Origin of the sequence: Klebsiella sp. 2019SCSN059, from assembly GCF_021739525.1 — a bacterium.
GTDB lineage: Bacteria > Pseudomonadota > Gammaproteobacteria > Enterobacterales > Enterobacteriaceae > Klebsiella > Klebsiella quasipneumoniae.
Genome location: NZ_JAKKOM010000010.1, coordinates 18,286 through 38,478 on the forward strand (window position 1 = coordinate 18,286; position 20,193 = coordinate 38,478).

A 20,193-nucleotide genomic window follows, 5' to 3' on the forward strand; every position below is an offset into this window, starting at 1 on the left:
CCTCCGGTCGGCGCCACTCTGTGGCGCCGTTTTCATGGAAGACATTACGTTGGGATTGTTTACGAAAACTCGCTCATCGCATGCCCGCCTTAACGTCCCTGCGCTGGTGCAGGTGGCGGCCTTTGCGATTATTTTGATTCGCGGTCTGGATCTGCTGATGATCCTCAATTTGTTGGGCCTGCAGGGGCTGAACGAATTCATACACCGTAGCGTCCAGACCTGGAACCTGACGCTGGTCTTCCTCGGCAGCCTGGCGCTGGTGTTTATCGAAATCTGGTGCGCCTTCTCGCTGGTGAAAGGGCGCAACTGGGCGCGCTGGGTCTATCTGCTGACGCAGATGATAGCCGCCGGCTACCTGTGGGCGGCGTCGCTGGGCTACGGGTATCCGGAGCTGTTCAGTATTCCCGGCGAATCCAAACGGGAGATCTTCCACTCGCTGGTGATGCAAAAACTGCCGGATCTACTGGTCCTGACGCTGCTGTTTGTGCCAGCGACCTGCCGTCGGTTTTTCCGCCTGCAATAACGGTGATACAATCCCCGCCCCTGGAATTTTGAAGGTCAATTATGCATTGCGCACTCTACGACGCCGGCCGCTGCCGTTCCTGTCAATGGCTGGAACGGTCGGTTCCGCAACAGCTCGCCGATAAAATGGCCGACCTGCGCACGCTGCTGGCGGCAATCCCCGTCGCCGACTGGGGCGAGCCGGTCAGCGGGCCGGAGGCGGCTTTCCGTAACAAGGCCAAAATGGTGGTCAGCGGCAGCGTGGAGCGTCCGCTGCTGGGGATGCTGCACCGCGATGGCACCCCGGTGGACCTCACCGACTGCCCGCTCTATCCCGCCGAGTTTGCGCCGGTGTTTGCCGGCCTGAAGCCCTTTATCGCCCGCGCCGGGTTAACTCCCTACAACGTCGCGCGCAAGCGCGGGGAGCTGAAATATCTGCTGCTGACCGCCAGCCAGCAGGGGGAGATGATGCTGCGCTTTGTGCTGCGCTCAGAGGCCAAGGTGGCCCAGCTGCGCGCAGCGCTGCCCTGGCTGCAGGCACAGCTCCCGCAGCTCAAGGTGATCACGGCGAATATCCAGCCTGTGCATATGGCAATCATGGAAGGCGAGCAGGAGATCTTCTTCACCGAACAGCAGGCGCTGGGCGAGGTCTTTAATGAGGTGCCGCTGTGGATCCGTCCGCAAAGCTTCTTTCAGACTAACCCGACGGTAGCCAGCCGGCTGTACGCCACCGCCCGCGACTGGGTGCGCGCGCTGCCGGTCCAGCATATGTGGGATCTGTTTTGCGGCGTCGGCGGTTTTGGCCTGCACTGCGCGACGCCGGCGATGCGCCTGACCGGGATAGAGATTGCCCCGGAAGCGATCGCCTGCGCCAGGCAGTCTGCCGCGCAGCTGGGGCTCGGCAATCTGCATTTTCAGGCGCTGGACTCCACGCGGTTCGCCACGCATGAAGCGGATATCCCGCAGCTGGTGCTGGTCAACCCGCCGCGACGCGGCATTGGCCCTGAACTGTGCGACTATTTAAGCCGCATGGCGCCGCCCTACATTATCTATTCCAGCTGTAACGCCCGCACCATGGCGACCGACATTGCCCGTCTTAGCGGCTATCGCGTCGAGCGGGTCCAGCTGTTTGATATGTTCCCTCATACCGCCCACTACGAAGTGCTGACCCTGCTGGTCCGCGAAGTTTAAACAAAATGTGAAGGCTTTGCGCCGCCGAAATCGGGTAAGCTTGACGCAGCATGTTTTGTTATTGGTGGGGGGAATCTAATGGCCAAAACCATTCTGCTGGTGGAAGATGATGAGGATATAGCCACGCTGCTGCGGCTCAATCTGCAGGATGAGGGCTATCAGATTGTGCATGAGGCCGATGGCGGCCAGGCCCTCGCCCGACTGGAAACGCGGGTCTGGGATGCGGTGATCCTCGATTTGATGCTGCCCGGCGTCGATGGCCTGGAGATCTGCCGGCGCATCCGCCAGATGACCCGCTATCTGCCGGTGATCATCATCAGCGCTCGCACCAGCGAAATGCACCGTGTGCTGGGCCTGGAGATGGGCGCCGACGACTATCTGGCGAAACCCTTTTCGTTACTGGAACTTATCGCCCGCGTTAAAGCGCTGTTTCGTCGCCAGGAGGCGATGGGGCAGAACCTGCTGATGGACGCCGGGCGCCTGTCCTGCCATGGTCTGAGCATCGATCCGCTGTCCCGCGAAGTGAGGCTGCGCGGCGAGATGGTGGACCTCACGCCGCGCGAATTCGAGCTGCTGTATTACTTTGCCCGCCATCCCGGGGAGGTGTTTTCCCGGCTGGCGCTGCTGGAGCAGGTCTGGGGATATCAGCATGAGGGCTATGAGCACACGGTCAATACCCATATCAACCGCCTGCGCAGTAAAATCGAACGTGACCCGGCCGAGCCGGACATCATTCTGACCGTCTGGGGAAAAGGCTATAAGTTCGCCCCGGTGACCCAGGAGGCCGCCCCGTGATCCGCCGACTGAGCCTCAGCCAGCGGCTGGCGCTGGTGGTGGTCTCCCTGCTGATGCTGTGCGCGGCGGCGGTGTGCGCCGTTCAGTTACACAGCAGCGCGCAGTATGGCAACGCCATGGTGCAACGCCTCTCCGCCGGGCTGGCTCAGCAAATTGTGGCCCGCGAACCGCTGTTGGATGCCCACGGCGAGGTCAACCGGCAAACCCTGAAGTCGCTGTTTGACCGCCTGATGACCTTTAATCCCAGCGTGGAGCTCTATCTGCTGTCGCCGGATGGCGACCTGCTGGCCGATGCGGCGCCGCCGGGCCATATCCAGCGCCAGCGGATCGACATGGCGCCGGTACAGGTTTTTCTCACCGGCAGTACGTCGCCGGTGTATGGCGACGATCCCCGCAGCCTCGACGGGCGAAAAGTCTTCAGCGCCGCCCCGCTGCGCGTCGACGGCCAGCTTCGCGGCTACCTGTATATCATTTTGCAGGGGGAGACCTTTAATCAGCTGGCGGCCGACGCCTGGCAAAAAACGCTGTGGAGCATTGTTCTGTGGACCCTGCTGCTGGTGGCCCTGTTTGGTCTGCTGGCGGGAGGCCTGGCATGGTTCTGGGTTACCCGGCCTGTCCGCCAGCTCACCGCCCAGGTGGCGGCGAACGATCGGGACAGCATCAGCGCCATCAAAACCCTGGCGGCCCGCACGCCGGAGCCACAGCCCGGTAATGAGGTAGCGGTTCTTGAGAACCGCTTTATTGACCTTGCCCGGCAGATAGCCGGTCAGTGGGATCGGCTGGCCGACAGCGACCGCCAGCGCCGCGAATTTGTGGCCAATATTTCCCACGATTTGCGCACACCGCTGACTTCGCTGCTGGGGTATCTGGAAACGCTGACCCTGAAGGACGAAAGGCTGACCGCCGAGGAGCGCAGGCAGTATCTCACCATCGCCCTGCGCCAGGGCAACAAGGTGCGCCATCTTTCACAGCAGCTGTTTGAGCTGGCGCGACTGGAGCACGGGGGCATTAAGCCGCAGCGCGAGCGTTTCGCGATGGCGGAGCTGATTTCCGACGTGGCGCAGAAGTTTGAACTCACCGCCCGCACGCGCGAGGTGAACCTGCAAATTGATGTGCCGGGGCCGTTGCCGCTGATCAACGCCGATGTGTCGATGATTGAGAGGGTGGTGACCAACCTGCTCGATAACGCGATGCGGCATACTCCCGTCGGCGGGGAGATCCGTCTGGCGGTCTGGCAGGAGAATCAACAGCTCCAGGTTGAAGTGGCAGACAACGGAACGGGCGTCGATGCCGCGCTGCGCGATGATCTGTTCCAGCGGCCGTCGGCGTTGTCTACCCAGGCGTCGCGGGAGGATCGCGGTGGGTTAGGGCTGCTGATTGTGAAACGGATGCTGGAGCTGCACGGGGGCGGGATCCGGCTGGTGGAATCGGTAAGCGGGGCGCGGTTCAGGTTCTTCGTGCCACTTTGAGAAATTGCCGGGTGGCGGCTACGCCTTACCCGGCTACGGGGACGGAGCAGGCCGGGTAAGCGCAGCGCCACCCGGCAAAAAAGTTACTCCGGGAACCACTGGTTGCTGATTTTCTGGTAGGTACCGTCGGCTTTAATCGCCTTCAGCGCGGCGTTCAGTTTCTCCAGCAGCGCCTTGTTATCCGGGCGCACGGCAATCCCAAGGCCGGTGCCAAAGTATTGCGGATCGGTTACTTTCGGCGTGGCTGCCCCCAGCTGCGGGTTGGTTTTCAGCCACTCGTTGACCACCGCCGTGTCGCCGAACACGCCGTCGATACGGCCATTTTTCAGGTCGATAATCGCGTTCTGGTAGCTGTCATAGGCGACGGTCTTCACCTCAGGATGTTTATCCTGCAGATATTTCTGGTGGGTGGTGCCGTTTTCCATGCCGATCCGTTTGCCTTTCAAATCATCGAACGAGTGGAACGCGTCTTTTTTGGCGATCACCAGCGCGGAGTTGGCGTAGTACGGGTCGGTGAAGGCCACCTGCTTGCTGCGTTCCGGCGTAATATCCATTCCGGAAATCACCGCGTCATACTTCTTAAACTTCAGCGCCGGGATCAGGCTGTCAAACGCGTGGTTGGTAAAGGTGCAGTCTGCCTGCATTTGTTTGCACAGCGCATGGGCCAGATCGATATCAAAGCCGACAATCTGGTTATTCGCGTCCATCGATTCAAACGGCGGATAGGTCGCGGACACGCCGAAGCTGATTTTCTCCGCGGCGGCGGCGCCGAAGGTGAACGTGGTGAGCAGTGCAGCCAGAACTAACTTTTTCATCGTGGAACTCCCGTCTGTCAATCTTATGATTATTCGCCGTGTCTGCGGCATAGGGTGACAATGCCATTAAATGAATTTGTATTCAATAAAAATGATTAACTATTTTATTTGATATAAAAAAAGACGGACAGGTATTAGACTTGTCCGTCTTGTTGTTCGCTTATTATGCAAATACGCCAGGCGCTAGTTACGTCGTTCGAAAGCTAGCGCTTTGCGCTCCACCAGGCGCATCAACAGGGTCAGCAACCCGTTGACGATGAGATAAATAATCCCGGCGGCGCCGAACACCATCACGTCGTAGGTCCGTCCGTACAGCAGCTGGCCGTGACCCATCACTTCCATCAGGGTGATGGTGTAGGCCAGAGAGGTACTTTTGAATACCAGCACCACTTCGTTGGAGTAGGACGACAGCGCGCGTTTAAAGGCGTACGGCAGCAGGATCGCCAGGGTATCCTTTTTACTCATCCCCAGCGCGCTGCACGACTGCCATTGCCCGTCGGGGATCGCCCGGATGGCGCCGTAAAACAGCTGGGTGGTATAGGCGGCGCTGTTAAGCGACAGGGCGATCAGGGCGCACAGCCACGGCTCGGAGATAAGATGCCACAGCCATGGATATTCCTGCAGCGAAGGAAACTGCCCGGGGCCATAGTAGATCAGGAAGATCTGCACCAGCAGTGGCGTACCGGTAAACAGGGTGATGTAGCCGCGCACTATCCACACCAGCCCCGGCGTCTTCAGCGTCAGGATAATGGTAAAGATCAGCGACAGGATCAGCGCCACGATAATCGACGCCACGGTCAGCGTCAGGCTGGTATGCAGGCCTTTCAGCAGTTCGGGTAAGTAGTCGAGCATCAGCCTGGTCTCCGTTCGAAGCGCGTCGCACGCTGGTCAATCCGCTTAAGGATGTATTGACTCAACAGGGTGATGACGAGATAGATTGCTGCGGCAATGATATACCAGTTAAAGGGCTCCTGAGTGCGGGTGGCGATGCTTTTGGTCTGCAGCATCAGATCGTTGACGCTGATCAGGCTCACCAGCGCGGTGTCCTTCAGCAGCACCAGCCACTGGTTGCCGAGACCGGGCAGGGCATGGCGCCACATCTGCGGCATCACCAGGCGGAAGAAAATGGCCGCTTTCGACAGCCCCAGCGCCTGGCCGGACTCCCACTGACCCTGCGGAACGGCTTTCAGCGCGCCGCGCAGCGTTTGCGAGGCGTAGGCGGCATACAGCAGCGACAGGGCGATCGCCCCGCAGAGGAACGGACTGACGTCAAAGTTCTCAATCTGCATCTGCACCGGGATCTGCGTGAACCCGAGCGGGATGGTGAAACCGTCAGAGAGCGTCAGCAGCAGCTGGGACGAGCCGAAATAGATAAACAGCACCACCAGAATTTCCGGTAGGCCGCGCAGAATGGTCACAATGCCGGTTGCAAGCCAGGCTACCGGGCGCCATTTCACTGACTCCAGTACCGCGAAGAGCATCGCCAGGACGAGGCCGATGGCGAGCGCGCAAACGGCAAGGCCGACGGTCATCCCGGCGGCGCTTGCTAATGGAAAAATTTCGTTCATTCAGTCTTACTTCTGGAACCATTTGTTATAGATGGTCTGGTAAGTGCCGTCTTTCTTCACTTTTTCCAGCGCAGCGTTAAATTTCTGCTGCAGGTCGGTGTTGCCCTGACGCACGGCAATGCCCAGCCCGGTGCCGAAATAGGCTTTGTCGGTCACTTTATCGCCCACGGCCGCCAGCTTCGGATTGCTCTTCAGCCATTCGGTGACCACGGCGGTATCACCGAAGACCGCGTCAATACGACCGTTCTGCAGATCCAGCTTCGCATTCTGGTAGCTGTCGTAAGGCACGGTGGTGATTTCCGGATGTTTATCCGTGATAAATTTCTGGTGGGTGGTGCCGTTCTGTACGCCCACTTTTTTGCCCTTCAGCTGGTCAATGCTGGTGAACTTGCCCTGCTGACCGACGAACAGCGCCGAGTTGTCATAATACGGGGTGGAGAACAGGACCTGCTTTTCACGCTCAGGCGTGATGTCCATCCCGGCCATGACCGCGTCGAAACGGCGGAATTTCAGGCCCGGGATCAGGCTGTCAAAGGCCTGGTTGGTAAAGGTACAGGTGGCGTCGATCTCTTTACACAGCGCGTTAGCCAGATCCACATCGAAACCGACGATCTGGTTGTTGGCATCCACCAGCTCAAACGGAGGGTAGGAGGCCTCGGTGGCGAAACGAATGGTTTGCGCGGCGGAAGCGGAGAGGCTCATGCCTGCGAGCAGGGCGGCAATCAGTACTTTTTTCATCGTCATTTCCCCGAAAAACATCAGTGTGAAAGATAGTTTTTAAACGCGTCAGTTTGCGGATGCGTGAAGCAGGAGGCATCCCCTTGCTCGACGATATGGCCATTTTCCATATACACCACCCGGCTGGCCGTCTTGCGCGCCACTTCAACTTCATGGGTGACGATAACCTGGGTGATGCCGGTTTCAGCCAGCTCGCGGATGATACTAACGATCTGGGCGGTGATTTCCGGGTCGAGCGCCGCGGTAGGCTCATCGAACAGCAGAACCTGCGGCTCCATCATCAGCGCGCGGGCGATCGCCACACGCTGCTGCTGACCGCCGGATAAATGCAGCGGGTAACGATCGCTGTAGGGCTTCAGACGCAGGCGCTCCAGCAGCTTCTCTGCGCGAGCCAGCGCCTGATCCTTGCTTAACCCCAGTACGCGACAGGGGGCCTCGATCAGGTTCTGCTGTACCGTCAGGTGCGGCCACAGGTTGTACTGCTGAAAGACCATGCCGACGTTCTGCCGCAGTTCGCGAATCGCTTTATCGGACGGCGCTCTGGTGAAGTCGAAATGGTTACCGGCGATGGCTAATGAACCGGAACGCGGCATCTCCAGCAGGTTGAGTACGCGCAGCAGCGAGCTCTTCCCGGCACCGCTGGGGCCGAGCAGCACCAGCGTTTCCCCCTGCGGGCAATCCAGCGTGATGTCGAACAGCGCCTGGTGCGCGCCGTAGAAGCAATTAATGCCGTTTAGTTTAATACTCATCTGGGCAGTCTGATACGAATAGCTATTGAGGCCGCAAATACTACCTTTGGCAGAATAGTTATGCAATATTTATGCGTTAAAAGTTAAATCTAAACCACGTTTAGCTTTAAAGTTAGCACAAAATATTGCCTGGTGGGTGAGGGGGGAGTAAATGTCGGCATTCTCGGGGCGAATACCGACATTTTACCGGGGTTATCGTTTCAGCGACGTCGCTTCAACTCCGGAACTAACGTTTCTCCAGACTCTGTCGCAACGTCCCGGCCGGCGCGTGGCTGTTGTTGCCGAGATAGCGAACGTCATCGACGGCCCAGCACTGGCCTTCCTGGATCATCAGCACTTCGTCTTTCCAGCTCTGGGTTCCCTGCTTCAGCTCCACGCGCAGCGGAATGTTGCGCGCATCGCGATTAGGGATGGTTGAGGCGCTGGCGACGACGGCGCTGTCCGCCGGGGTGCTGCTGCTCGAGAACAGGTTAGCCTGCAGCAGTTTGCTGTTGGCCGGATCCTGACGGGCGTCATTGAGTAGCTTCGCCAGGCCGTCGCTGAGATAGGGGCGCAGCGCCGCCGGATCCTGCGTACGGTTCTGGAGCTGGGTGTCGTAGAATTTTTGCGCTACGTCGTCAGGGCCGCCTTCGACACAGGGGCCGCTGCGGGTGCCATTATCTTTATAGGCCGGGGTGACGGTCGTACAGGCGCTGAGCGCCAGCGCGCAAGGGAGAAGTGCTGCAAGAAGTTTGTAGCGCATGATGATTTCCTTATAAGCGAACTACGTTTTCAGTTTCCGTTAAAGCATAGCGTATAGCGTGCGGATTGTACTTGACGCAAAGAGCTAAGACCTTGATGTGACTACGGCCTTAGGGCAGGACATCGACAGGGAAGATCGCTGTATGATATTAAGGCAGGAAAATCTGGGGCCGTTTAAAAATAAACAGACTTTTTGGGCAAACAAGAAACATTACCCGGGCAATATGATAATGTTTCTTGAAATATAAGATTAATTACTTCTTCTTATAGATGTTAGCGGAGATGTGCAGTTTTTTATCGGTATTACCGGAAGAGAGCACGATAACGTCTGCGCCTTTCTCATCGGCCTTTTTAATCAGTTCTTCACGGGCATCGCTGGGTGCAGTCTGACCGGTAGAAGAAATGGTACCGATTTTAGTATATTGCGTATGGACCTTATCGAAGGCTTCTTTCGTTAAAATTTCTGCAGAGAAGGCGTTCGCCGTTAAAAACAATGCTGCACCTGCCACTAAAGCTGCATATTTCATATTTTTAGACTCCATTGTTTATCTTGCTATCATCATGCTCTTGTTTTATCTCACCAATGAGCGGTTTCAGATTGTACTAACACCGTTTTTTTTTCAAGTGGAATACTGCAATTTTATGACGGTTAGTTAACTCTTTTTTAAAGAAAAGATGACGTATTTCGCATTGATAATGCTTGCTTTTTTTTGCCGGATACACATAGGGAGAGGACCAGACCCTTTTCATCTGACGTTAGCAGAAAATCAGCTTAAGGCGCCGGGGCAGAAAGGGGGGCAGCGTTGACAGACATTCCCGGAAACATGGTTTATCATAAAGCAAAGCAGGGTCTGCGCCCATGGTCATGCAGGTCACCAGGGAGATAAGATGTTAACAAATAAGCAAGAGGGCGTCCGCCAGCTGCGAACCGAGCTGTGGGCCACCAGAGATAATGTCCAGCGCCATGCGCTATCCATGAGTATGCCCTGGCTGGCCTTTGTCAATATCGCTTTTGCGTTAATGGTTTTCTTCCGCAATTTTATCTTTACTCATTTTGATAAGAAGCTGTTAACGCACCAGGCGGTTATTCCTTATGTCGAAGTCGCGCTGATCGCGGTTATTATTATTTCGGTAATTTTAGCCATTATTGCCGTCACGCCGCGCCTGGCGCAGGGGCGCTATACGTTGAGCATTATCACCGGCCTGCAGCTGGCACTCAGCCTGTGCTGGTCCCTGAGTAATTACTGTTTCATCTTTTTCTGGACACTGCCCTTCGCCTGGCCGCTGCTGGTGATATTAATGACTACTGGCCTCGCCGCGCTGTATCACCATTGGCCCGGCATTATCGCTTTTTTGCTTCCGCTATGGGGAACCGCCCTGCTGGCGGGACTACAGATCCACCCTCACACTGAGGTCCGCTTTTTGATCCTGTGGGGCATTTTTACGGCGATTTTACTCTATGGCAGGCGTATTCTTAAGCGCTGGTATGATGAGGCCTGGAATACGCATCAGGAAAATATGCGGCTTATTCAGCGGCTGGAAAGTATTGCCAACCAGGATGCATTAACCGGGACCGCGAATCGCCGGGCGCTGAATGCCTATCTGGCGGAGATTTGGCAGCAAAAAACGCCGTTGGCGCTGATGATGATCGACGTCGATTACTTTAAGCGTTACAACGACCACTATGGCCATCAGGCTGGCGACGATTGCTTATCGACTGTTGCCCAGGTGCTTAAAATGGCGGTACGGGCAGAGGGCGATCTGGTCGCCCGCTACGGCGGCGAAGAGTTTGTCATCGCCCTGCCGGGGGTTTCCTTAGCGCGAGCCACCTCCATTGCCGAGCGCATTCAGCAGAAAATTAGCGAGGCGGCGATCCCCCATGAGGCTTCGGCGGTGGCCTCGGTGGTGACCGTCAGTATGGGGGTCGTCGCCTCCGACGGCACGGTTCCGATGGAGACGCTGATCGCCCGGGCGGACAGCGCGCTGTACCAGGCGAAAAATAAAGGACGAAATCGATGGTCTTATTAACCCAGAGACGCTGCCGGGCAAGGATGAAAGAATGACACGGATTGCGCTGATCGCGCTGCTGGCGTTACTGCTAAGCGGCTGTGCCGGCGAAAAAGGGATTATCGATCGCGATGGATACCAGCTGGACACCCGCCATCCGGCGCAGGCGGCCTATCCGCGAATAAAAGTGCTGGTGATCCACTATACGGCAGACAACTTTGATACTTCTCTGGCGACCCTGACCGATAAAGAGGTCAGTTCCCACTATTTAATTCCTGAACAGCCGCCGCGCCACCATGATAAACCGCGGATCTGGCAGCTGGTGCCGGAAGAGGATCTGGCCTGGCACGCCGGTGTCAGCTACTGGCGCGGCAGCACGCGCATCAACGATACTTCCATCGGTATTGAACTGGAAAACCGCGGCTGGCAGAAGACCGCGGGAGGTAAAAGCTTTACTCCCTTTCACCCGGAACAGATCGCAGCCCTGATCCCGCTGGCGCGCGATATTATCACCCGCTACCACATCGCGCCGCAGAACGTGGTGGCCCATGCCGATATCGCCCCGCAGCGCAAAGACGATCCGGGGCCGTTGTTCCCCTGGCAACAGCTGGCGCAGCAGGGGATTGGCGCCTGGCCGGACGAGCAGCGGGTGGCTTTTTATCTGAACGGGCGGCCGCCCAGTGAGCCAGTGGACCCTGAGGTGGTGCTGGATTTGCTGGCGCGCTACGGCTATCAGGTCACGCCGGAGATGACTCCCGCGCAGAAGAAACGGGTAATTATCGCCTTCCAGATGCACTTCCGCCCCCAGCGCTGGGATGGCGTAGCGGATGCGCAAACCGAAGCGATAGCCGAGGCGCTGTTAGAGAAATATGGCCAGGGTTAGCGGTGAAGTTTACCGTGGTCGCGTAACCAGGCGGCGGTACGCACAATCCCGTCGTCCAGCGTCACCACCGGCTGATAGCCCAGCTCATCCTGCGCGCGCGTGATATCGAGCGTAAAATCAAAATTAAGTTTAGAGACGCCGTAGTGGGTAAAGGCCGGCTCTTTGGCCGTTTTATCGCCAAAACGCTCCATGCTGCGGGCGATAATATCCAGCATCGGGTAGGGAACTGAACGGATCCGGCATTTGATGCCCAGCTCATCGATCAGTTTCTGCACGATGCTGCGCAGAGTGCGCGGTTCGCCATTGCTGATATTCCACGCGCGGGCGGAGGGAAGATGATCGCAGGTCGGCTGGCTCGCCAGCCACATCGCGTGGACGGCATTTTCATAATAGGTCATATCGACCAGCGCGCTGCCGCCCCGCGGCAACAGGACGCTGCCGTAGTGCTGCATCATTTGCGCCAGCCGGGGAATAAAGACTTTATCGTGCGGCCCGAACAGGCTCTGCGGGCGCAAAATGGTAAAACGGGTGTGCGGGTTGGCCTGCGCCAGCAGGTTGATCACCTCTTCGCTGGCCGCCTTGCTGCGGGCAAACTCATTGGCGAAGCGGTGCGGGCGGAAATCTTCCTGAATATCGCGATGGTGGTGATAATCAAAATAGAGCGAGGGCGAAGAGATATGGACGAAATTGCGTACGCCCCATGCTACCGACCATTCGCCGAGGCGGCGCGTGGCGCGGACGTTAGCGAGATCGAAAGCCTGTTGCGTGCCCCAGGGCGAGGTGAAACTTGAGCAGTGCCACAGGGTATCGATACCGGCGAGCATCACTTTAGCCTGCGAAGAGACCAGCTCGGTTAAATCTGCCGGGATGAATTCCGCCCCCATTTTGCTCAGAAGCTTACCCATCGCTTCGTTGCGCCCGGTCGCTCGCACGCTGATGCCCTTGTTGCGCAGATATTCCACTGCGTTGCGGCCTAATCCGCTGGTCGCACCGGTAACCAGTACCTTCATATTACTCTACTGTCCCAGAAAAGAATTTCGTGCGCATTTTTCCGTGATTCTCCCGACTATGCAATGAGAATCATGAAAGAATAATGCTTATCCTTCGACTCTGCCTGAGATTTGTTCGGCCAACTGGGCGATGCGTTGCGCCATACCGCGGAAAATAAACAGGTGCGCCGGGATCATCAGCAACCAGTAGACCAGGCCCGGCATACCGTGCGGGTGCCACCAGGCGCGGACGTCCAGTTCACGACGATCGCCTTTATCGTTAATGGTAAAGCTTAACCGGCCCAGTCCCGGCGCTTTCATGCCGAACAGCAGAGTGAGCTGTTTTTCTTCCTCCACGATAATCACCTTCCAGCTGTCGACCGTATCGCCGGTCTGCAGATAGTCGCGCTGCGGTCGCCCTTTGGCCAGCCGGTGGCCGACCAGCAGATCCATCGCGCCGCGGGTTTTCCACAGCAGATTGCCGAAAAAATATCCCTCTTTACCGCCGATTTGGTTAACGACCTGCCACAGGGCTTTGCGGCTCGCCTGAGTGGTGATGGTGCAGCCTGCCTGTTTCGGATAATAGCCATACTCCGGTCGCCAGCGGGCGAAAGCCTGGGCGTCGTAGCCCCAGTCGCTGGAGTTTACCAGCTGCTCTTCTTCTTTCAGGGTGCGGCGAACCGCCTGATCGAAGGGGACCAGCGTTTGCGGGATCAGCGCCCGCAGCGCCCGGTCATCGGCGATCAGATCGTGCTTCAACCCTTGAATTAGCGCTTTGGCGATGGTCGGCGGCACCGAGGTGATGACATTGAGGAACCACACCGAGATCCAGCGCGTCGGCAGGGGAATCGGAATGAGCGGGCGGTGTTTGCCGCTGACGGCCATAAAGCGAATGAACTGCTGCTGATAGCTTAACACCTCCGGACCGGCGGCTTCGAAGACGCGGTGCGCGTCGGAAGGATGATTCAGTAGCTCAACGAGGTCAACGAGCAGGTTTTCCAGCGCGACAGGGGTGGTACGCGAACGCACCCAGCGCGGGGGGGTCAGCACCGGCAGGTTATAGACCATGTCGCGCATCACCTCGAAGGCGGCGGAGCCGGCGCCGACGATAATTCCGGCCCGCAGCTCGGTTACCGGCACGCCCGACTCGCGCAGGAGATCGCCGGTGACCTGACGAGCGCGCAGATGGTCGGACTGCTCCTGTGCTGGAGCCTGCAGCGAGCTGAGAAAGATAATCTGACGCACCGGCGTCTGGCGCAGGGCATCGCGAACATGCGTCGCCACCCGACGCTCATGGGCGATAAAATCGCCGCCTTCGCCCATGCCATGTACCAGATAGTAAAGGGTATCGATACCTGTGAGCAGCGCAGGCAGAGCCTGCGGCTGATTGAGATCGACTGACCGGCAGGTGACGCCGGGCAAAGCGAGTTTTTGCAGTCGGTCGGTATGGCGCGCCGCCGCCAGCACCGGATAACCCCGCGCGCTTAATTCGCGGACTAAATGTTGACCAATATAGCCGCTGGCGCCGAGCACCAAAACCGATTGCGACACGCCTGACTCCTTAGCGTTGTAAAAAAGCCTGCCAGTGGGCGACCACTTCGCCCAACTGCTGACGATTGACATCCAGGTGAGTGACCAGACGGACGATGGGCGAGGCGTTGATCAGCACGCCGCGCGCCTGCATAAACTCGCCGAGCGCCCGGGCCTGTTCATCACCGACGCGAACGAACAGCATGTTGGTATCGTGACGGGTGACGTCGGCGCCGATGGCGCGCAGCTGATCCGCCATCCACGCGGCGTTATCATGATCCTCCTGCAGGCGCTGCACGTTATTTTTCAGCGCGTACAGCCCGGCGGCGGCCAGAATGCCCGCCTGGCGCATCCCGCCGCCGACCATTTTCCGCCAGCGAACGGCGCGGCGAATGTACGCCTCACTGCCGACCAGCAGCGAGCCAACCGGGGCGCCAAGCCCCTTTGACAGGCAGATGGTGAAGGAGTCGCAGTACTGGGCGATATCGCGCAGCTCACAGCCGTAGGCGACCACGGCGTTAAAGATGCGCGCGCCGTCGACGTGCAGCGCCAGATCGCGCTGGCGGGTAAACGCCCAGGCTTCCTGGAGATAGTCGCGCGGCAGCACCTTACCGTTATGGGTGTTTTCCAGGCTCAGCAGGCGGGTCGGGGCAAAATGGATATCGTCAGGTTTGATTTTCGCTGCGACTTTATCCAGCGGCAGCGAGCCGTCCGCCGCGGCGTCAATCGGCTGCGGCTGAATACTGCCGAGAACCGCCGCCCCGCCGGCTTCGTACAGATAGTTATGCGCCCCCTGGCCGACGATATACTCTTCGCCGCGCTGGCAGTGGCTGAGCAGGCCGACGAGGTTGGCCTGGGTGCCGGTGGGCAGAAACAGCGCCGCCTCTTTGCCGGCCAGGTCGGCGGCGTAGCGCTGAAGTTCATTGACGGTAGGGTCGTCGCCATACACATCGTCCCCGACCGGGGCGGCCATCATGGCTTCCAACATGGCGCGCCCGGGACGGGTAACGGTATCACTGCGCAGATCGATCACGGCTTTTCCTTGTTCTGGTTCAGAGTATTGCTTCTGTTTTACCTGAGCCAGTTGGTTTTCGCCAGTTCGATGACTTCATCGCCGCGCCCGCTGATGATCGCCCGCAGCATATACAGGCTAAAGCCTTTCGCCTGCTCCAGCTTGATCTGCGGCGGGATCGCCAGCTCCTCTTTGGCGACCACGACGTCGACCAGCACCGGACCGTCGGTGCGGAAGGCGGTCTGCAGCGCTTCATCCACCTCGGCGGCTTTCTCAACGCGAATACCTTTAATACCGCAGGCTTCCGCGATGCGGGCGAAGTTGGTGTCGTGCAGCTCTGTGCCGTCGGTGAGATAGCCCCCGGCCTTCATCTCCATCGCCACGAAACCCAGCACGCTGTTGTTAAAGATGATAATTTTCACCGGCAGCTTCATCTGCGCCAGCGACAGAAAATCCCCCATCAGCATGCTAAACCCGCCGTCGCCGCACATGGCCACCACCTGACGCTCCGGCGCGGTGGCCTTGGCGCCAATGGCCTGCGGCATGGCGTTGGCCATGGAGCCGTGGTTGAATGAACCCAGCAGGCGGCGTTTGCCGTTCATCTTGAGATAGCGTGCCGCCCAGACGGTCGGGGTGCCGACATCGCAGGTGAAAATGGCGTCTTCATCGGCAAAATGGCTGATCTGCTGCGCCAGATATTGCGGGTGGATCGCCTTCTCGCTGGGCTTCGCCAGATCGTCGAGTCCTTTTCGCGCGTCGCGATAGTGCTCCAGCGCCTTATCGAGGAAGCGGCGATCGGTTTTCTCTTCCAGCAGCGGCAGCAGCGCCTTTAACGTTGATTTGATGTCGCCCACCAGCGCCATATCAACCTTACTGTGCGCGCCGATGCTGCCGGGGTTAATGTCGATCTGAATAATTTTGGCGTCGGTCGGATAGAAGGCGCGATAGGGGAACTGGGTGCCGAGCAGGATCAGAGTGTCGGCATTCATCATGGTGTGGAAGCCAGAAGAGAAGCCAATCAGCCCGGTCATGCCCACATCATACGGGTTGTCATACTCCACATGCTCTTTACCGCGCAGCGCATGGACGATGGGGGCTTTAATTTTTGCTGCGAACTCCACCAGCTCCTGGTGGGCGCCGGCGCAGCCGCTACCGCACATGAGCGCGATATTGCTGGAGTAGCGGATAAGCTGCGCCAGCTTGCGCAGCTCCTCGTCGGCCGGGGAGACCGTCGGCAACGGCGCATGGTACCAGTGGCTGCTGGCGCTCTCCGGGGCGGCTTTCAGCGCCACGTCGCCGGGCAGAACCACCACCGATACGCCGCGGTTAATCACCGCCTTACGCATCGCCACCGCCAGCACCTGCGGGATCTGCTCCGGGGTGGAGACCAGCTCGCAGTAGTGGCTACATTCGCGGAACAGCTCCTGGGGATGGGTCTCCTGGAAATAGCCGCTGCCAATCTCGCTGGAAGGGATGTGGGCGGCAATCGCCAGCACCGGGACATGGTTGCGGTGACAGTCAAACAGACCGTTGATCAGGTGCAGGTTACCCGGACCGCAGGAACCGGCGCAGACCGCCAGTTCGCCGGTCAGTTGCGCCTCCGCGCCGGCGGCGAAAGCAGCGACCTCTTCGTGCCGGGTGGCCATCCAGTCGATGGTGCCCATGCGGTTCAGGCTATCGCTCAATCCATTGAGGGAATCGCCGGTGACGCCCCAGATACGTTTCACGCCGGCCTGTTCCAGCATTTTGGCAATGTATGCGGCCACGGTTTGTTTCATGATCTCCATCTCCTTTTTTTGATAACGCCTTCAAGCTTAGATGAAACTGCAGCGTACGTTGCCGATTTCCCTCAATTTTTCGCTGGTTTTATTGCTGAAGTATTGGGCATACTCTGGGGTCTCACAGGGTGTAAAACAGGAAGCACATCAAATGGTTAAGGGATTGTTAAACACAGTAAACAGAACGCTGTCGCATGAAGATGCCGGTAAACTCTTGTTACGACTCGCCGTCGGCGGGTTAATGCTGTTTCACGGTTTGCACAAGCTGCTGGATGGCGTGAACGGCATTAGCGGGATGCTGGTGGCGAAGGGGTTGCCGGGGTTTATCGCCTACGGTGTGCTGGTGGGGGAAGTGGTTGCCCCCTGTTTGTTGATTGTCGGCATCCTGACGCGCCCAGCGGCGCTGGTGTTGGCTTTCACCATGGTAGTGGCGTGGCTGATGGTCGGTCTCGGCAAGACGTTTGCGCTTGATGCGGTGGGCGCGTGGGCGATCGAGAATCTGGTCTATTTTTTTGTTGGCGCGCTGGCGATAGCGCTTTTGGGCGCCGGGCGTTACTCGCTGGCCGGTCAGTCGGTCTGGCGATAGCCATGCGCCGAAAGGCGGAACAACTGCGTACGACGTAAAGCAGAAACAGAGGCCGGATAAGCATAGCGTCATCCGGCCTTTTAAGGTCAGGCCAGAACCAGATCGCCCAGCGGGTGACAGGAGCAGGCCAGCACATAGCCGTCGGCGATTTCGCCGTCGGTCAGCGTCATGGTGCTGGTGACGCTATACTCCCCGGAAACGACTCTGGTTTTGCAGCAGCCGCAGACGCCGGCGCGGCAGGCGACGGTCACCGGCACCTGATTGCTCTCCAGCGCATCGATCAGGGTGGTGCCCACCGGCGCGTAAAATTCTCGCGCCGGCTGCAGTTTGGTGAATTTCAGCCCGCTGGTGGCGGCCTCCGCCACCGGGGTGAAGAACTTCTCCTTAAAGAAGCGGGTAACACCCAGGGCGGCAACGTCCTGTTCAACTTTCTCCATATACGGCGCTGGCCCGCAGGTCATCACGGTGCGGCTGGCGATATCCGGCACGCTCTGCAGTAGTTCCGGGGTCAGACGGCCGGCGACAAAACCGTGCGTCGCGTGGTGCTCCGCCACCAGGGTAACCGGATAGTTGCGCCACTCTTCGGCAAAGATCACATCCTCCGGCGAACGAACGCTATAGATCACCTGCACGTCGGCCTGCGGACGGTACTTCGCCAGCCAGCGGCGCATCGACATGATCGGCGTGACGCCGCAGCCAGCGGCCAGCAGCAGGAACTTATCATCCGCTTTATCCTCGCAGGTGAAATCCCCCATCGCGTCGGACAGCCAGATATAGTCGCCGCGCTTTACGTCGCGGGTGAGCCACTGTGAGCCCGCGCCATCGTCAATACGGCGAACGGTCAACGTAATATATTCGCTGACGCCCGGCGTGGACGAAATAGTGTAAGCGCGCAGGGTCTCTGCCGAATGACGCACGCTGACCAGGGCGTACTGCCCGGCACGGTACGGATAATAGTCATGGCAGAGCAATGAAACGGTCCACACATCCGGCGTTTCCTGATGGATGTGATGCACCTGCATTCGCCACGGGCATTGTGAGGTTGGCATGGTCATCAGGGACTCCTTACGCGCTCAGCAGCTGCTGCATATCTTGTTCCACGGTGGTCACGGAACGCAGACCAAACTTCTCATTGAGGATAGCCAGCAGATCCGGAGTGAAGAAGCCAGGCGCCGTCGGGCCGGTGACAATGTTTTTCACGCCGAGAGACAGCAGCGTCAGCAGGATGACGATCGCTTTCTGCTCGAACCAGGAAAGCACCAGCGACAGCGGCAGATCGTTGACGCCGCAGCCCAGTTTTTCCGCCAGCGTGACCGCCAGAATAATCGCCGAGTAAGCGTCATTGCACTGCCCGGCATCCACCAGACGCGGCAGGCCTTCGATATCGCCGAAGTCCAGCTTGTTGAAGCGGTATTTACCGCAGGCCAGGGTCAGGATCAGGCAGTCGTCCGGCACGCTGGTGGCGAAATCGGTGAAATAGTTACGTTCCCCGCGGGCGCCATCGCAGCCGCCGACGAGGAAAATGTGACGCAGTTTTTCCCGGCTGACCAGATCGATCAGTGTGTCCGCCGCGCCGAGCAGGGTCTGACGGCCAAAGCCGACGGTGATCAGATGCGGGATTTCACTGTACGGGAAGCCAGCCATCTGCTGCGCCTGGGCGATAACCGGCGCGAAGTCTTCACCTTCCAGGTGGTTCACGCCCGGCCAGCCGACGATGCTGCGGGTCCAGATACGATCGTCGTAGGCGCCGACGGTGGGGTCGATGATGCAGTTAGAGGTCATGACGATGGGGCCCGGGAAGCGGGCGAACTCCACCTGCTGGTTCTGCCAGCCGCTGCCGTAGTTCCCAATCAGGTGTTTGAATTTACGCAGCTCCGGATAGCCGTGCGCCGGCAGCATTTCCCCGTGGGTATAGACGTTAACGCCGGTGCCTTCGGTCTGCTCCAGCAGGTTATAGAGATCTTTCAGGTCATGGCCGGAGATCAGGATGCACTTGCCCTCGGTCGCTTTAACGTTGACCTGGGTTGGGGTCGGATGACCGTATTTGCTGGTCTCACCGGCGTCCAGAATGCTCATGACTTTGAAGTTCATCTGGCCGATCTCCATTGAGCACTCCAGCAGCGCGTTCATATCGGCAGGCCAGGTACCCAGCCATGCCATGATTTTATGGTACTGGGCGTAGATGTCGTTGTCGTACTGGCCGAGAACGTGCGCGTGCTCCATATAAGCCGCAGCGCCTTTCAGGCCGTACAGGCACAGCAGGCGCAGGCCGAGAATGTTGTCGCCGATGGCCGCTTTGTCTTTGTTCGGAGTAAATTCCGCCGCCTGACGCTGCAGGTCGCCCAGATCGTCGCTAGCCAGTTGCAGAGCGGCCATCGGATTGTTAACCGTCGCGTGGGCATCAATGTTCAGGCACTGCGCTTTAAGCGCTTCACGCATGGCGATAGCCTGGCGCGCATAGCCAACGATACGCGGGGAGTCGAAGTTAACGTTAGTCAGCGTAGAGAAAAAAGCGCGCGGCGCAAAGCCATCGACGTCGTGGTCGATAATGCCATATTCGCGGGCCTTGAGCGCCCAGGCGGAGAGGCCTTGCAGTGACGCAATCAGCAGATCCTGTAGATCGGAGGTTTCCGCTGTTTTACCGCACATCCCCTGCGCGTATGAGCAGCCGTTGCCGGCCGGGGTACGAATGGTTTGTTCACATTGCACACAAAACATGGTCACACCTTTAAAGTTATATTTGATATACATGTTTAAGGTTATGCCCGAGCGCGTGAGGAGAAAAGGTATTTCTGATACAACTTAAAGGGAGATTGATTTAGCGCAAAATTGGCGGCAGGA

The 20,193-nt window shown here is 58.5% G+C and carries 20 protein-coding genes; 7 read left to right on the forward strand and 13 right to left on the reverse strand.

Annotated features, from left to right (window positions below; all coding sequences use genetic code 11):
- Positions 1-34: 34 nt before the first annotated feature.
- From L2I46_RS12910 to L2I46_RS12925, 4 genes are all read left to right on the forward strand, one after another.
- Complete coding sequence (locus L2I46_RS12910) at positions 35-523, forward strand: YbjO family protein (RefSeq protein ID WP_023288985.1); 489 nt, start codon at positions 35-37, stop codon at positions 521-523.
- Positions 524-564: 41 nt separating this feature from the next.
- Positions 565-1,692, forward strand: a complete 1,128-nt coding sequence (gene rlmC / locus L2I46_RS12915) for a 23S rRNA (uracil(747)-C(5))-methyltransferase RlmC (RefSeq protein ID WP_032455246.1) — start codon at positions 565-567, stop codon at positions 1,690-1,692.
- A 78-nt stretch (positions 1,693-1,770) separates the two neighbouring features.
- Positions 1,771-2,487, forward strand: a complete 717-nt coding sequence (locus L2I46_RS12920; protein ID WP_023288987.1) for a response regulator transcription factor — start codon at positions 1,771-1,773, stop codon at positions 2,485-2,487.
- Complete coding sequence (locus L2I46_RS12925; RefSeq protein WP_110211720.1) at positions 2,484-3,956, forward strand: sensor histidine kinase; 1,473 nt, start codon at positions 2,484-2,486, stop codon at positions 3,954-3,956. Before L2I46_RS12920 ends, L2I46_RS12925 begins: the two co-directional genes overlap by 4 nt.
- 83 nt (positions 3,957-4,039) lie before the next feature.
- Here L2I46_RS12925 and artJ read toward each other — a convergent pair whose 3' ends face one another.
- The 7 genes from artJ to yahO form a co-directional block, all read right to left on the reverse strand.
- A complete protein-coding gene (gene artJ / locus L2I46_RS12930; protein WP_032455247.1) occupies positions 4,040-4,771 on the reverse strand; it encodes an arginine ABC transporter substrate-binding protein ArtJ in 732 nt (243 codons plus the stop codon).
- A gap of 183 nt (positions 4,772-4,954) precedes the next feature.
- Complete coding sequence (artM, locus tag L2I46_RS12935) at positions 4,955-5,623, reverse strand: arginine ABC transporter permease ArtM (RefSeq protein ID WP_004201338.1); 669 nt, start codon at positions 5,621-5,623, stop codon at positions 4,955-4,957.
- Positions 5,623-6,339, reverse strand: coding sequence for an arginine ABC transporter permease ArtQ (gene artQ / locus L2I46_RS12940; protein WP_023288989.1), 717 nt, complete (start codon positions 6,337-6,339; stop codon positions 5,623-5,625). The genes artM and artQ overlap by 1 nt, the downstream gene beginning before the upstream one ends.
- A gap of 6 nt (positions 6,340-6,345) precedes the next feature.
- Positions 6,346-7,077 carry an arginine ABC transporter substrate-binding protein ArtI gene (artI, locus tag L2I46_RS12945; RefSeq protein ID WP_002896390.1) on the reverse strand — a complete coding sequence of 244 codons (732 nt, stop codon included), beginning with the start codon at positions 7,075-7,077 and terminating at the stop codon, positions 6,346-6,348.
- A 20-nt stretch (positions 7,078-7,097) separates the two neighbouring features.
- On the reverse strand, positions 7,098-7,826 hold the full coding sequence (gene artP / locus L2I46_RS12950) for an arginine ABC transporter ATP-binding protein ArtP (RefSeq protein WP_032455249.1): 729 nt from the start codon (positions 7,824-7,826) through the stop codon (positions 7,098-7,100).
- Positions 7,827-8,052: 226 nt separating this feature from the next.
- Positions 8,053-8,568 carry a lipoprotein gene (locus L2I46_RS12955; protein WP_023288991.1) on the reverse strand — a complete coding sequence of 172 codons (516 nt, stop codon included), beginning with the start codon at positions 8,566-8,568 and terminating at the stop codon, positions 8,053-8,055.
- 253 nt (positions 8,569-8,821) lie between these two features.
- A complete protein-coding gene (gene yahO / locus L2I46_RS12960; RefSeq protein ID WP_023288992.1) occupies positions 8,822-9,094 on the reverse strand; it encodes a DUF1471 family periplasmic protein YahO in 273 nt (90 codons plus the stop codon).
- Between the two features lie 361 nt (positions 9,095-9,455).
- On the opposite strand from yahO, the gene L2I46_RS12965 reads away from it, so the two are divergent.
- Positions 9,456-10,595, forward strand: coding sequence for a GGDEF domain-containing protein (locus L2I46_RS12965; protein WP_023288993.1), 1,140 nt, complete (start codon positions 9,456-9,458; stop codon positions 10,593-10,595).
- A gap of 31 nt (positions 10,596-10,626) precedes the next feature.
- On the forward strand, positions 10,627-11,457 hold the full coding sequence (locus tag L2I46_RS12970) for an N-acetylmuramoyl-L-alanine amidase (RefSeq protein WP_048297142.1): 831 nt from the start codon (positions 10,627-10,629) through the stop codon (positions 11,455-11,457).
- Here L2I46_RS12970 and L2I46_RS12975 read toward each other — a convergent pair.
- The 4 genes from L2I46_RS12975 to poxB form a co-directional block, all read right to left on the reverse strand.
- Positions 11,454-12,467: an NAD-dependent epimerase/dehydratase family protein gene (locus tag L2I46_RS12975; protein ID WP_065881864.1), complete on the reverse strand. Its 1,014-nt coding sequence runs from the start codon at positions 12,465-12,467 to the stop codon at positions 11,454-11,456. The genes L2I46_RS12970 and L2I46_RS12975 overlap by 4 nt on opposite strands.
- A gap of 87 nt (positions 12,468-12,554) precedes the next feature.
- Positions 12,555-13,997 carry an SDR family oxidoreductase gene (locus L2I46_RS12980; RefSeq protein WP_236947915.1) on the reverse strand — a complete coding sequence of 481 codons (1,443 nt, stop codon included), beginning with the start codon at positions 13,995-13,997 and terminating at the stop codon, positions 12,555-12,557.
- 10 nt (positions 13,998-14,007) lie between these two features.
- Positions 14,008-15,009, reverse strand: a complete 1,002-nt coding sequence (gene ltaE / locus L2I46_RS12985) for a low-specificity L-threonine aldolase (protein WP_236947916.1) — start codon at positions 15,007-15,009, stop codon at positions 14,008-14,010.
- A 38-nt stretch (positions 15,010-15,047) separates the two neighbouring features.
- Positions 15,048-16,766, reverse strand: a complete 1,719-nt coding sequence (gene poxB, locus L2I46_RS12990) for a ubiquinone-dependent pyruvate dehydrogenase (RefSeq protein ID WP_236947917.1) — start codon at positions 16,764-16,766, stop codon at positions 15,048-15,050.
- A gap of 151 nt (positions 16,767-16,917) precedes the next feature.
- Between poxB and L2I46_RS12995 the strand changes: the two genes are divergently transcribed.
- On the forward strand, positions 16,918-17,352 hold the full coding sequence (locus tag L2I46_RS12995) for a DoxX family protein (RefSeq protein ID WP_236947918.1): 435 nt from the start codon (positions 16,918-16,920) through the stop codon (positions 17,350-17,352).
- An 86-nt stretch (positions 17,353-17,438) separates the two neighbouring features.
- Here L2I46_RS12995 and hcr read toward each other — a convergent pair whose 3' ends face one another.
- Positions 17,439-18,407, reverse strand: coding sequence for an NADH oxidoreductase (gene hcr / locus L2I46_RS13000; protein ID WP_236947919.1), 969 nt, complete (start codon positions 18,405-18,407; stop codon positions 17,439-17,441).
- Between the two features lie 10 nt (positions 18,408-18,417).
- The gene (gene hcp, locus L2I46_RS13005; protein WP_032455260.1) at positions 18,418-20,070 is read right to left on the reverse strand and encodes a hydroxylamine reductase; all 1,653 of its coding nucleotides are present in this window, start codon (positions 20,068-20,070) and stop codon (positions 18,418-18,420) included.
- Positions 20,071-20,193 lie beyond the last annotated feature (123 nt).

Excerpts from the sequence above, each read along its gene's own strand:
- L2I46_RS12910 (WP_023288985.1), top strand. The coding sequence starts at position 35 with ATGGAAGACATTACGTTGGGATTGTTTACGAAAACTCGCTCATCGCAT.
- rlmC (WP_032455246.1), top strand. The coding sequence starts at position 565 with ATGCATTGCGCACTCTACGACGCCGGCCGCTGCCGTTCCTGTCAATGG.
- L2I46_RS12920 (WP_023288987.1), top strand. The coding sequence starts at position 1,771 with ATGGCCAAAACCATTCTGCTGGTGGAAGATGATGAGGATATAGCCACG.
- artJ (WP_032455247.1), bottom strand. The coding sequence starts at position 4,771 with ATGAAAAAGTTAGTTCTGGCTGCACTGCTCACCACGTTCACCTTCGGC.
- artM (WP_004201338.1), bottom strand. The coding sequence starts at position 5,623 with ATGCTCGACTACTTACCCGAACTGCTGAAAGGCCTGCATACCAGCCTG.
- artQ (WP_023288989.1), bottom strand. The coding sequence starts at position 6,339 with ATGAACGAAATTTTTCCATTAGCAAGCGCCGCCGGGATGACCGTCGGC.
- artI (WP_002896390.1), bottom strand. The coding sequence starts at position 7,077 with ATGAAAAAAGTACTGATTGCCGCCCTGCTCGCAGGCATGAGCCTCTCC.
- artP (WP_032455249.1), bottom strand. The coding sequence starts at position 7,826 with ATGAGTATTAAACTAAACGGCATTAATTGCTTCTACGGCGCGCACCAG.
- L2I46_RS12955 (WP_023288991.1), bottom strand. The coding sequence starts at position 8,568 with ATGCGCTACAAACTTCTTGCAGCACTTCTCCCTTGCGCGCTGGCGCTC.
- yahO (WP_023288992.1), bottom strand. The coding sequence starts at position 9,094 with ATGAAATATGCAGCTTTAGTGGCAGGTGCAGCATTGTTTTTAACGGCG.
- L2I46_RS12965 (WP_023288993.1), top strand. The coding sequence starts at position 9,456 with ATGTTAACAAATAAGCAAGAGGGCGTCCGCCAGCTGCGAACCGAGCTG.
- L2I46_RS12970 (WP_048297142.1), top strand. The coding sequence starts at position 10,627 with ATGACACGGATTGCGCTGATCGCGCTGCTGGCGTTACTGCTAAGCGGC.
- L2I46_RS12975 (WP_065881864.1), bottom strand. The coding sequence starts at position 12,467 with ATGAAGGTACTGGTTACCGGTGCGACCAGCGGATTAGGCCGCAACGCA.
- poxB (WP_236947917.1), bottom strand. The coding sequence starts at position 16,766 with ATGAAACAAACCGTGGCCGCATACATTGCCAAAATGCTGGAACAGGCC.
- L2I46_RS12995 (WP_236947918.1), top strand. The coding sequence starts at position 16,918 with ATGGTTAAGGGATTGTTAAACACAGTAAACAGAACGCTGTCGCATGAA.
- hcr (WP_236947919.1), bottom strand. The coding sequence starts at position 18,407 with ATGACCATGCCAACCTCACAATGCCCGTGGCGAATGCAGGTGCATCAC.
- hcp (WP_032455260.1), bottom strand. The coding sequence starts at position 20,070 with ATGTTTTGTGTGCAATGTGAACAAACCATTCGTACCCCGGCCGGCAAC.